General features: G+C 70.1%; 12 protein-coding genes. 8 read left to right on the plus strand and 4 right to left on the minus strand.

The features are described from left to right. The first annotated feature begins 186 nt into the window (after positions 1 to 186). On the plus strand, positions 187 to 489 hold the full coding sequence (groES, locus tag HMPREF0591_RS07815) for a co-chaperone GroES (protein WP_007167930.1): 303 nt from the start codon (positions 187 to 189) through the stop codon (positions 487 to 489). 87 nt (positions 490 to 576) lie between these two features. Continuing rightward, entirely contained in the window at positions 577 to 2214 is a 1638-nt protein-coding gene (gene groL / locus HMPREF0591_RS07820; RefSeq protein WP_007167931.1) for a chaperonin GroEL, read from the plus strand. Between the two features lie 148 nt (positions 2215 to 2362). Here groL and HMPREF0591_RS07825 read toward each other — a convergent pair whose 3' ends face one another. The 3 genes from HMPREF0591_RS07825 to HMPREF0591_RS07835 form a co-directional block, all read right to left on the minus strand. Then, entirely contained in the window at positions 2363 to 2764 is a 402-nt protein-coding gene (locus HMPREF0591_RS07825) for a hypothetical protein (protein ID WP_007167932.1), read from the minus strand. 118 nt (positions 2765 to 2882) lie between these two features. Further along, positions 2883 to 3647 (minus strand): superoxide dismutase family protein, encoded by a 765-nt coding sequence (locus tag HMPREF0591_RS07830; protein ID WP_007167933.1) that lies wholly within the window; start codon positions 3645 to 3647, stop codon positions 2883 to 2885. A 41-nt stretch (positions 3648 to 3688) separates the two neighbouring features. Then, positions 3689 to 3997, minus strand: coding sequence for a WhiB family transcriptional regulator (locus HMPREF0591_RS07835; protein ID WP_007167934.1), 309 nt, complete (start codon positions 3995 to 3997; stop codon positions 3689 to 3691). 354 nt (positions 3998 to 4351) lie between these two features. Here HMPREF0591_RS07835 and HMPREF0591_RS07840 point away from each other — a divergent pair, with 354 nt between their 5' ends. The 3 genes from HMPREF0591_RS07840 (at position 4352) to HMPREF0591_RS07850 (ending at position 6572) form a co-directional block, all read left to right on the plus strand. After that, on the plus strand, positions 4352 to 5170 hold the full coding sequence (locus tag HMPREF0591_RS07840) for a hypothetical protein (protein WP_040621386.1): 819 nt from the start codon (positions 4352 to 4354) through the stop codon (positions 5168 to 5170). Positions 5171 to 5260: 90 nt separating this feature from the next. Beyond that, entirely contained in the window at positions 5261 to 5836 is a 576-nt protein-coding gene (locus tag HMPREF0591_RS07845; protein ID WP_007167936.1) for a sigma-70 family RNA polymerase sigma factor, read from the plus strand. Beyond that, entirely contained in the window at positions 5823 to 6572 is a 750-nt protein-coding gene (locus tag HMPREF0591_RS07850; RefSeq protein ID WP_007167937.1) for an anti-sigma-D factor RsdA, read from the plus strand. The genes HMPREF0591_RS07845 and HMPREF0591_RS07850 overlap by 14 nt, the downstream gene beginning before the upstream one ends. A gap of 18 nt (positions 6573 to 6590) precedes the next feature. Here the strand turns inward: HMPREF0591_RS07850 and HMPREF0591_RS07855 are convergent, their stop codons facing one another. Beyond that, positions 6591 to 6998 carry a DUF5319 domain-containing protein gene (locus tag HMPREF0591_RS07855; protein ID WP_007167938.1) on the minus strand — a complete coding sequence of 136 codons (408 nt, stop codon included), beginning with the start codon at positions 6996 to 6998 and terminating at the stop codon, positions 6591 to 6593. A 163-nt stretch (positions 6999 to 7161) separates the two neighbouring features. Between HMPREF0591_RS07855 and guaB the strand changes: the two genes are divergently transcribed. The 3 genes from guaB to HMPREF0591_RS07870 all read left to right on the plus strand — a co-directional run. Continuing rightward, positions 7162 to 8772 carry an IMP dehydrogenase gene (guaB, locus tag HMPREF0591_RS07860; protein WP_007167939.1) on the plus strand — a complete coding sequence of 537 codons (1611 nt, stop codon included), beginning with the start codon at positions 7162 to 7164 and terminating at the stop codon, positions 8770 to 8772. A gap of 7 nt (positions 8773 to 8779) precedes the next feature. Beyond that, positions 8780 to 9907: a GuaB3 family IMP dehydrogenase-related protein gene (locus HMPREF0591_RS07865; protein WP_007167940.1), complete on the plus strand. Its 1128-nt coding sequence runs from the start codon at positions 8780 to 8782 to the stop codon at positions 9905 to 9907. Positions 9908 to 10077: 170 nt separating this feature from the next. Then, a partial coding sequence (locus HMPREF0591_RS07870) for a GMC oxidoreductase (RefSeq protein WP_007167941.1) occupies positions 10078 to 11810 on the plus strand: 1733 nt, incomplete at its 3' end.

Raw genomic sequence — 11810 nt, forward strand, 5'->3', positions numbered from 1 at the left:
ACCCGGCGCGCAGCGGGCCGCCCTTGAGTGCTAGCACTCTCGTGTATAGAGTGCTAGGTGGCAATCGGCCCAAACCCTGCGCCGGCACCCGCGACGACGGCGCTCGGGCTCGGACGACTGCCGAATCCCTTGATAATTCCGGGGCATCCGCCCCGGACCCGATCTAACTAGTGGAGGGCTCCAATCGTGGCGAAGGTGAACATCAAGCCACTCGAGGACAAGATTCTCGTGCAGGCCAACGAGGCCGAGACCACGACCGCGTCCGGTCTGGTCATTCCTGACACCGCCAAGGAGAAGCCGCAGGAAGGCACCGTCGTCGCAGTCGGTCCCGGCCGCTGGGACGAGGACGGTGAGAAGCGGATCCCGCTGGACGTCTCGGAAGGCGACACCGTCATCTACAGCAAGTACGGCGGCACCGAGATCAAGTACAACGGCGAGGAGTACTTGATCCTGTCGGCGCGCGACGTGCTGGCCGTCGTATCGAAGTAAGCACCGTGTTCCGCCCCGGCGATCCCCGCGCATGGCCGCGGGCGATTTCCGGGGCGGCATGCGTTATCGCCCCCTTGAAGGAGCCTGATGAGCAAGGTTATTGAGTACGACGAGACCGCGCGGCGCGCGATCGAGGCCGGCGTCAACGCGCTCGCCGATGCGGTCCGGGTGACCCTGGGGCCGCGCGGCCGCCACGTGGTGCTGGCCAAGGCGTTCGGCGGCCCGGCGGTCACCAACGACGGCGTGACCGTCGCGCGCGAGATCGAGCTGGAGGACCCGTTCGAGAACCTGGGCGCGCAGCTGGTGAAGTCGGTGGCCACCAAGACCAACGACGTGGCGGGCGACGGCACCACCACCGCGACCGTGCTGGCGCAGGCGCTGGTCAAGAGCGGGCTGCGCCTGGTCGCCGCCGGCGCCAACCCGATCGAGCTGGGCCTGGGCATCGGCAAGGCGGCCGACGCAGCGTCCGAGGCGTTGCTGGCGGCGGCCACCCCGGTGTCCGGCAAGGACGGGATCGCCCAGGTGGCGACGGTGTCGTCGCGCGATGAGCAGCTCGGCGAGCTGGTCGGCGAGGCGATGACCAAGGTCGGCACCGACGGCGTGGTCAGCGTGGAAGAGTCCTCGACGCTGAACACCGAGCTGGAGTTCACCGAGGGCGTCGGGTTCGACAAGGGTTTCCTGTCGGCGTACTTCGTCACCGATTTCGATGCGCAGGAAGCCGTGCTGGACGACCCGGTCATCCTGCTGCACCAGGAAAAGATCAGCTCGCTGCCCGACCTGCTGCCCATGCTGGAGAAGGTCGCCGAGTCGGGCAAGCCGCTGTTGATCATCGCCGAGGACGTCGAGGGCGAGGCCCTGGCGACGCTGGTGGTCAACTCGATTCGCAAGACGCTCAAGGCGGTTGCGGTGAAGGCGCCCTTCTTCGGCGACCGGCGCAAGGCCTTCCTCGAGGACCTCGCGGTGGTCACCGGCGGTCAGGTGGTCAACCCCGACGCCGGGCTGGTGCTGCGCGAGGTCGGCACCGACGTGCTGGGCTCGGCCCGCCGCGTGGTGGTCAGCAAGGACGAGACCATCATCGTCGACGGCGGCGGCGCCAAGGACGCGGTCGCCGACCGGATCAAGCAGCTGCGCGCCGAGATCGAGAAAAGCGATTCCGAGTGGGACCGCGAGAAGCTGCAGGAGCGGCTGGCCAAGCTGGCCGGCGGTGTGGCCGTCATCAAGGTGGGTGCCGCCACCGAGACCGCGCTCAAGGAACGCAAGGAGAGCGTCGAGGATGCCGTCGCGGCCGCCAAGGCCGCCGTCGAGGAGGGCATCGTCGCCGGCGGCGGGTCGGCGCTCATCGGCGTGCGCAGTGCCCTCAAGGAACTGCGCGACTCGCTGTCCGGCGATCAGGCGGCCGGCGTCGAGGTGTTCTCCGAAGCCCTTGCGGCACCGCTGTACTGGATCGCCGCCAACGCCGGCCTGGACGGCGCCGTCGCGGTGAGCAAGGTCAGCGAGTTGCCGGCCGGGCACGGGCTCAACGCGGCGACGCTGAGCTACGGCGACCTGGTCGCCGACGGCGTGATCGACCCGGTCAAGGTGACGCGCTCAGCGGTGCTCAACGCCGCGTCGGTGGCGCGGATGGTGCTGACCACCGAGACGGCCGTCGTCGACAAGCCCGCCGAGGAGCACGACGACCACGGCCACGGGCATGGGCACGGTCACGGGCATCACCACCATCACTAGTTCGGTAGCGCGAAGCACCCCGGCCCCGGCGGCCGGGGTGCTTTCGTGTGCGGGGGTACGACCTCGAACTTCGCGAGGCGAGGACCGGCAAGCGCATCACTGGCAGCGGTGGATGGTCCCGCCGCCCCCCGCTCGTACCGCTAACTGATCAAACGCCGGCGATCACGATGACCACGCCCGCCACGATCGCCACCGCCAGCGACAGCAACAGGAAGCTAACGAAATTCTCCTTCGCCGCGGCGGCCTCGTGGTCGGCCGCCGCGATGGGCGCGAACCGGCGCCCAGCCCCCCACGCCGCCGCGAGCAGCGTCGCCAGCCAGTTCGCGTAGGCGGCGTACACGATCAGCGCGACCGCCGCCACGCCCCAAGAGTGGGACAGGTGCAGGTGCGGCCAGAGCAGGCCGAGCAGCACGAGGAACATCCCGTTGAGGACGGCCTCGAGGTGGCTCGACAGCGCCATGCGGGGGTTCTTCAGCACCGGGACGGCGAAGCCGGTCAGCAGGCCGACGAGGAACAGGACCAACCCGAGGATGAACAGCATCGTCTGCATGTCAGCAGGGTAGGGGCGCCGGGGCGCACCCGCCCCCGCTTCGCGAAACAGCAACCATCGCCAGCGGTGTCGGCGCGTCGGCGCCGAGGTTTATGTGTCGCGGGCGGTCGGACGCGCGTCAGGGGCTGGGCGGGAGGCTGGGCGGAGTCGTCACGGTCGTGGTCGGCAGCGTGGACGTGGACGCCGGGGTGCTGGTGACCGTCACGGTGCTCGTGCTCGTCGACGGCGGCGGCACCTCGGTGGTGGTGGTGCTCGTCGTGACGCTGGTCGTCGTGGAGGCCGACGACGTCGTCGTCGCCGAGGCCGCGGCGAGCACACCGCAGGCCACCCGCTTGCCGGACTCGCCGGTGGCGCTGCCGGTCAAATTGTCCGCCGTCTGGTGGATGATCAGCGCGGTGCCCGAGCTGTTTCGCAGGTCGGAAGCGGTGAGCAGGTTGGTGGTGGTGACGAGTTTCGCCGAGCCGTCATTGCGGACCTGCAACGCGGTCAGGTCGCCGCTGGCGGGGAAACCCGTGTGGTCGGGCGCCTGGTAGACGCTTCCGGCGGAGTTGAAGTCGCCGGTCGCGCCACCGCCGGGCGCGGCCGAATTGGCCTCGCATTTGCCCACCGAGTGGATTTGCAGCCCGTGGAACCCTGGGCTGAGGACCTGGTTCGGGCCGGCCTCCACGGTCACCGTCGCATAGCCGTTCGCGAAATCGATGGTGGCGTTGGCGACCTGATTGCCGTCGGCGCTCTTGAGCTGCGTGGTTATTCGCTCCGAACCGGGCGGAGCGCTGGACGACGTCGACGTGGCGCCCTGGCCGCCCTGCTGGTTTGCGCAAGCCGCCAACGGCGCGATGGTGGCGGCAAGCGCCGCGGTCGCGAAGGATACGCCCTTTTTCATGGGCGGGTCGTACCCGAATTGGCGCCGATCGAAACGGGAACTCAGGCCGAGCGGCGGATGCCGCGCGTGCGGCCGATGTCGCCCTTCAGCAGTAGGTCACGCTCGGACTCGGACAGGCCGCCCCAAACGCCATAGGGCTCACCGACTTCGAGGGCGTGCGAACGGCACTCCTGGATGACCGGGCACTGCCGGCACATCTCCTTGGCGCGCAGCTCGCGCTGCATGCGGGCGCGGCCGCGTTCACCGTCGGGGTGGAAGAACATCGACGAGTCAACGCCGCGGCACAAGCCCTGCAATTGCCAATTCCAGATGTCGGCGTTGGGTCCAGGTAGCTGCTCCGGCTGTGGCATTGGTGTTTCCCTCTCTGCACGGCACGCCCAGTAAGGTCAGGTCCGCGAAGCGATTGTGCAACTGAAATGAAGCGGCGTCACCGATGACTACCCGTCATGTGTAGACGTTAGGGCGGACGGCGAATTTGCGTCAATAGCCATTTAGCCCGGCAAAGTATGTAATGGTTATAAAAGAATTAACGCCGCGTTCATCTGCCGAGCATTGGCGAAACACGCACCGTGCTACCAGGCACTTGACCGAATCGAGATTTCCCAGCTCACGGGCGGAGGGAGGGCCGACCGCGATTAATACAGGACCTATTGTGATTAACAGTTCGGTAACGCGATCACCACAAACTGTTTACTACCATCGTCGTGATTGAAACTCGTCACACTTCCGTGATTGGCCGAAACATGGCGGCCGCGGCGTTCGGTGACCGGCCGGGGGCCTGGCCGCTGCCGACGGCGGTCACGCCGGAGGAATTGTGGCTGCGTGCGGTCGCGGCCGGCGGGCAGGGCCGCTACGGGAGCGCCTATTGCGACCTGGCCGCGCTGCGTCGCAGCGCTCCCGCCGGGCCGCTGGTCTCGCTGGCCCACAGCACGCAGGGATCCTTTCTGCGCCAACTCGGTTGGCACGCCGCGGCGCGCGGCTGGGACGGGCGCGCCCTGGCGCTGGCGGGCGCGGACCGCGAGTCCCGAGCCGACGCCCTGATCGGGTTGGCGGCCGACGCGCTGGGCGTCGGCCGGTTCGCGGCCGCGGCGGCATTGCTCACCCGGGCCGACGCGGAGCTGAGCGCCGGACCGGTGCCGGACCGGCAGCCGGTGCGGCGCTGGTGGGTGGCCGCCGAGCTGGCGATGGCCCGGGGCGACGGCGAACTCGCCGTCCGCCATGCGAACGAGGCGGCGCGGCTGGCGGGCGCGATGGTCGTGCCGTCGGCGCGGCACGCGGTCAAGAGCGAGGTGGTGCTGGCGGCCGCCCTGTGCACCGCCGGGGCCGTCGAGCGCGCCCGTGCGGTGGCCGAGGCGGCGCTGGACGCCACGGGCCGCCTGGGGCTCGTTCCCCTTCGATGGGCGTTGGCGTGCTTGCTGATTGATCTCGGAAGCGTCACGTTATCGACGCGGCAGCTGCACGAAATTCGCGATGTCTGCGCAGGCCACGTGCGGCGCGCCGGTGCGACGTGGCGTTCCGCTTGAAATGGCCCCGCGCCCGTTATTGTCAATGCGTTAGTTAGCCCGGTTAGCCCGCGATGTGCCCGGTTCGTAACGTTGGAGATACCGCCGTCGATGACAATTCAAGGGGATCGTCTCGACGCCGTGGTGGCCAAGGCCGTGGCGGGGGACCGTAACGCACTACGGGAGGTGCTGGAGACCATCCGTCCGATTGTCGTGCGCTATTGCCGCGCGCGGGTCGGGACAGTCGAGCGGGGTGGCCTGTCAGCGGATGACGTGGCACAGGAGGTGTGCTTGGCGACTATCACGGCGCTGCCGCGTTACCGGGACCGCGGACGGCCCTTCCTCGCGTTCCTGTACGGCATCGCGGCGCACAAGGTCGCGGACGCCCATCGCGCCGCCGGCCGTGACCTGTCCTACCCCACCGAGATCATCCCCGAGCGTTGGTCGTCCGACGCCGGCCCGGAACAGCGGGCCATCGAAGCCGATTCGGTGAGCCGGATGAGCGAACTGCTCGAGATCCTGCCCGCCAAGCAGCGCGAGATCCTGATCCTGCGTGTGGTCGTCGGCCTGTCGGCCGAGGAGACCGCGTCCGCCGTCGGCAGCACCACCGGTGCGGTTCGGGTGGCCCAGCACCGGGCGCTGTCCCGGCTCAAGTCCGAGATGATCGCGGCAGGTGACTGTGCCTGAACCCCTGGACGAATTCGCCCGCACCGATCTGCTCCTCGACGCGCTCGCCGAGCGGCGACCGGTGCACGTCGGCGACCCCGACGTCGACGCGATGGCGACCCTGCTGGAGGACTGGCGCGACAACCTGCGCTGGCCGCCCGCCAGCGCGCTGGTGTCGGCGGAAGAGGCCGTCGCGGCCCTGCGCACCGGACTGGCCGACCGCCGGCGCAGCCGGCGCGGGCTGGCGGCCATCGGATCGGTGGCCGCGGCGCTGCTGGTGATGAGCGGCTTCGGCGCCATGGTGGTCGAGGCCCGTCCCGGCACCACGCTGTACGGGCTGCACGCCATGTTCTTCGACCAGCCGCGAGTCAACGAGAAACATCAGGCCCTGCTGTCCGCGAGGGCCGACCTGGCCAAGGTGCAGGAGTCGATCGACGCGGGCCGGTGGGACCAGGCGCGCAACCAGCTGACCGAGGTGAGCAGCCTGGTCCAGTCGATCGACGACCCCGCCGGCAAACAGGAGCTGACCAACCAGCTGAAACTCTTGAATCTGCGGCTCCAGTCGCGCAATCCGAACGCGACCCTGCCGCCCTCGGTGAACGCGCCGTCGGCGTGGTCGGCGCCGCCCGCGGCCGCCACACCCTCCGCGGCTTCGCAAGGCCCGTCAGAGCCGGTCTCGCCGAGCCAGTCGTGGAGCAAGCAGCGGCATCACGGGCTGACACCCGGCCCGTCGGCGGTGATTCCGGACACGCCCTAGCGGCGCCCTAGCGGCGGTCTACCGGCGGTATCCGTCGACGTCCGAGGTGGCCTCGTTGAGCGAGGCGTCGGCGTAGCCGCGGCAGTAATCCCACGTCACGTAGGCGTCCGGCTCGGGGTCGTAGGCCGGCTCGTGCGGGCGGACGGTGCCGTCGATCAGCAGCTGCAGCAGGTTCGCGCGCAGCATGTCCCAGTCGTGGTAGTGGTCCTGCTGGCATTCGTCGCAGCACACCACGAGTCCGCGAATTCCCTTGTGCGCCAGCAGGGCCTCGTAGACCGCCAGGTCGGCGAGGTCGGCCTCGACCGCCATCCGCTCCTGGGCGTCCAGGGGCTGCCCCGGCTCTACGGCTTCCAGCGCCGCCGATGGATCGCAGGGGTCGTCGGCGAAGGGGTCGGGCGGCAAACCCGGTGGGAGGTGATCGCGCACGCACACTAGCCTACGCAGCCGGGCAGGGATAACGCCAGCAGGGAAGCCGCCCGTCGTTTCCCCGTCGTTTGGCGCCCGCGGCGCGCCCCCGGCAAGCGGTCGAGGGGGCGGGCGAGCCGATAGGATGGGAAGCTCACGCCGCATCGTATGGAGGGCCCCACCGATGACCCGTGGCATGTCCCACCTGGAAGACAGCTCCGACCTCGTCGGCAGCCCCTACGTGCGCGACCCGCGGATCGGCGGACTGGTCGACGACCCGGTGCCGACCGGGGGTGACGACCCGCACAAGGTCGCGATGCTGGGCCTCACCTTCGACGACGTGCTGTTGCTGCCCGCCGCCTCCGACGTCGTTCCGGCCACCGCGGACACGTCCAGCCAACTCACCAAGAAGATCCGGCTCAAGGTGCCGCTGGTGAGCTCCGCGATGGACACCGTCACCGAGTCGCGGATGGCGATCGCGATGGCCCGGGCCGGCGGCATGGGCGTGCTGCACCGCAACCTTCCCGTCGCCGAACAGGCCGGGCAGGTCGAGATGGTGAAGCGCTCGGAGGCCGGCATGGTCACCGACCCGGTCACCTGCCGCCCGGACAACACCCTGGCGCAGGTGGACGCGCTGTGCGCCCGGTTCCGGATCTCGGGCCTGCCGGTGGTCGACGACGCCGGGGCGCTGGTCGGCATCATCACCAACCGCGACATGCGGTTCGAGGTCGACCAGACCCGCAAGGTCGCCGAGGTGATGACCAAGGCGCCGCTGATCACCGCCCAGGAGGGTGTCAGCGCCGACGCCGCGCTGGGCCTGTTGCGGCGCAACAAGATCGAGAAGCTGCCCGTGGTCGACGGCCACGGCCGCCTCACCGGGCTGATCACCGTCAAGGACTTCGTCAAGACCGAACAGCACCCGCTGGCCACCAAGGACAGCGACGGCCGGCTGCTGGTCGGCGCCGCCGTCGGCGTCGGCGGGGACGCCTGGGTCCGCGCGATGATGCTGGTCGACGCCGGGGCTGACGTGCTGATCGTGGACACCGCGCACGCGCACAACCGGCTGGTGCTCGACATGGTCGGCAAGCTCAAGGCCGAGGTGGGCGAGAAGGTCGAGGTGATCGGCGGGAACGTCGCCACCCGGTCGGCGGCCCTGGCGCTAATCCACGCGGGCGCGGACGCGGTCAAGGTCGGCGTGGGTCCGGGCTCGATCTGCACCACCCGGGTGGTCGCCGGGGTCGGCGCGCCGCAGATCACCGCGATCTTGGAAGCCGTAGCGGCCTGTCGTCCTTCCGGCGTGCCGGTGATCGCCGACGGCGGACTGCAGTATTCCGGCGACATCGCCAAGGCCCTGGCCGCCGGCGCCTCGACCGCCATGCTGGGTTCGCTCCTGGCCGGCACCGCCGAGGCCCCCGGCGAGCTGATCTTCGTCAACGGCAAGCAGTTCAAGAGCTACCGCGGCATGGGTTCGCTGGGCGCCATGGCGGGCCGGGGCGGCGCGGGAGGCGGGGCGAAGTCGTACTCCAAGGACCGCTACTTCGCCGACGACGCGCTGAGCGAGGACAAGCTGGTGCCCGAGGGCATCGAGGGGCGGGTGCCGTTCCGCGGCCCGCTGTCCTCGGTGATCCACCAGCTCACCGGCGGCCTGCGCGCCGCGATGGGCTACACCGGCTCGCCCACCATCGAGGCGCTGCAGCAGGCGCAGTTCGTCCGGATCACCTCGGCCGGGCTGCGCGAAAGCCATCCGCACGACGTCGCCATGACCGTCGAAGCGCCGAACTACTTCGCGCGCTGAGGCCGGCATGGTCGAAATCGGGATGGGCCGCAACGCCCGTCGCACCTATGAACTGAGCGAAGTCAGCATCGTGCCGTCGCGGCGCACCCGGTCATCGCAGGACGTGTCCACCGCCTGGCAGCTCGACGCGTACCGCTTCGAGATCCCGGTGGTGGCCCACCCGACCGACGCGCTGGTGTCGCCGGAGTTCGCCATCGAGCTCGGCCGCCTCGGCGGGCTGGGCGTGCTCAACGGCGAGGGGCTGATCGGCCGGCACGCCGACGTCGAGGCGAAGATCGCGCAGCTCGTCGAGGCCGCCACCAAAGAGCCGGAACCGTCCGCGTCGATCCGGCTGCTGCAGGAGCTGCACGCCGCGCCGCTGAACCCCGACCTGTTGGGTTCGGCCGTCGCCCGCATCCGGGAGGCCGGGGTGACCACGGCGGTGCGGGTCAGCCCGCAGAACGCCCAGGCGCTGACCCCGGTGCTGCTGCAGGCCGGCATCGACCTGCTGGTCATCCAGGGCACCATCGTGTCGGCCGAGCGGGTGGCCAGCGACGGGGAACCGCTGAACCTCAAGACCTTCATTTCCGAGCTCGACGTCCCGGTGGTGGCCGGCGGGGTGCTCGACCACCGCACCGCGCTGCACCTGATGCGCACCGGCGCCGCCGGCGTCATCGTCGGCTACGGCTCCACCCGGGGTGTGACCACCAGCGACGAGGTGCTGGGCATCAGCGTGCCGATGGCCACCGCGATCGCCGACGCGGCCGCCGCGCGGCGCGAATACCTCGACGAGACGGGCGGCCGCTACGTGCACGTGCTGGCCGACGGCGACATCCACACCTCCGGCGAGCTGGCCAAGGCGATCGCCTGCGGGGCCGACGCGGTGGTGCTCGGCACGCCGCTCGCCGAATCCGCCGAGGCGCTGGGGGAGGGCTGGTTCTGGCCGGCCGCGGCGGCGCACCCGTCGTTGCCGCGCGGCGCGCTGCTGCAGATCGCGCTCGGCGAGCGCCCGCCGCTCGAGCGGGTGCTCAACGGGCCCTCCGACGACCCGTTCGGTTCGCTGAACCTGGTCGGTGGCCTGCGCCGGTCGATGGCCAAGGCCGGCTATTGCGACCTCAAGGAGTTCCAGAAGGTCGGGCTGACCGTCGGAGGCTGACGGCGGGTGTCCCGCTCGGCGCGCCGCGGGGGCCCCGGGGCCGCCGCCCCCTTGCGAGCGTCACGCCAGAGTGACGGCCGCGGTCCAGCGCCACGCTGGCGTGACGCTCGGTGCGAGAGGCACCCAGGGGTCACTGGCTCGTTACCCGTGAGTAAGGCCATACTGGTGCGATGAAGCCGGATTACGACGTTCTGATCATCGGTTCGGGTTTCGGAGGCAGCGTCAGCGCGCTGCGGCTGACCGAAAAGGGCTACCGCGTAGGCGTATTGGAGGCCGGGCGGCGCTTCGCCGACGAGGACTTCGCCGAGACCTCCTGGGACCTGCGCAAGTTCCTGTGGGCGCCGCGGCTGGGTTGCTACGGCATCCAGCGGATCCATCCCTTGAAGAACGTGCTGATCCTGGCCGGCGCCGGGGTGGGCGGCGGCTCCCTGAACTACGCCAACACGCTGTACGTGCCGCCGGAGCCGTTCTTCAAAGACCGGCAGTGGTCGCACATCACCGACTGGCGCGACGAGCTGATGCCGCACTACGAGCAGGCGAAACGGATGCTCGGGGTGGTCACGAACCCGACCTTCACCGACGCCGACCGCGTCCTCAAGGAGGTCGCCGACGAGATGGGCTGCGGTGACACCTTCGTGCCCACCCCGGTGGGGGTGTTCTTCGGGCCCGACGACACCAAGACGCCGGGCAAGACCGTGCCGGACCCGTACTTCGGCGGCGCCGGCCCGGAGCGCACCGGCTGCCTGGAGTGCGGCTGCTGCATGACGGGGTGTCGCTACGGCGCCAAGAACACGCTGCTGAAGAACTACCTCGGCCTCGCCGAATCCGCCGGCGCGCAAGTGATCCCGATGACGACGGTGAAGGGCTTCGGTCAGCGGCCGGACGGGCTGTGGGAGGTCCGCACCGTGCGCACCGGCAGCTGGCTGCGCCGGGACCGGCGCACCTACACCGCGACGCACCTGATCCTGGCCGCGGGCACCTGGGGCACCCAGCACCTGCTGTTCAAGATGCGCGACACGGGCAGGTTGCCGCGCCTGTCCGGGCGCCTGGGCGTGCTGACCCGCACCAACTCCGAGTCCATCGTCGGCGCCGGGAAGCTCGAGGTCGACCCGAACCTGGACCTGACGCACGGCGTGGCCATCACGTCGTCGATCCACCCGACCGCCGACACCCACGTCGAACCCTGCCGCTACGGCAAGGGCTCCAACGCGATGGGCCTGCTGCAGACGCTGATGACCGACGGCAGCGGGCCGGGGGGCACGGACGTCCCCCGCTGGAAGCAGCTGCTGGACCAGGCCCGCGAGGACCCGCGCCGCATGATGCGGATGCTCAACGTCCACCAGTGGAGCGAGCGCACCCTGATCGCGCTGGTCATGCAGCACCTGGACAACTCGATCACCACCTTCACCAAACGCGGCAAGCTGGGCATCCGCTGGTACACCAGCAAGCAGGGCCACGGCGACCCGAACCCGTCCTGGAATCCCGTCGGGAACAAGGTCACCCGGCGCATCGCCGAGAAGATCGACGGCGTGGCCGGCGGCACCTGGGGCGAACTGTTCAACATCCCGCTGACCGCGCACTTCCTCGGCGGCGCGGCGATCGGCGACAGCCCCGAGCACGGGGTCATCGACCCCTACCACCGGGTCTACGGCTACCCCACGATGTTCGTGGTGGACGGCGCCGCGATCTCGGCGAACCTGGGTGTCAACCCGTCGCTGTCGATCACCGCGCAGGCCGAACGGGCCGCGTCGCTGTGGCCGAACAAGGACGAGGACGATCAGCGCCCACCGCAGGGGCAGCCCTACCGCCGGTTGGACCCGATCGCGCCGGGGCACCCGGTGGTGCCCCTCGACGCACCGGGTGCCCTGCGCTGGTTGCCGATCACGCCGGCGCGGTCGACCGG

The sequence above is a fragment of the Mycobacterium parascrofulaceum ATCC BAA-614 genome, from assembly GCF_000164135.1.
GTDB lineage: Bacteria > Actinomycetota > Actinomycetes > Mycobacteriales > Mycobacteriaceae > Mycobacterium > Mycobacterium parascrofulaceum.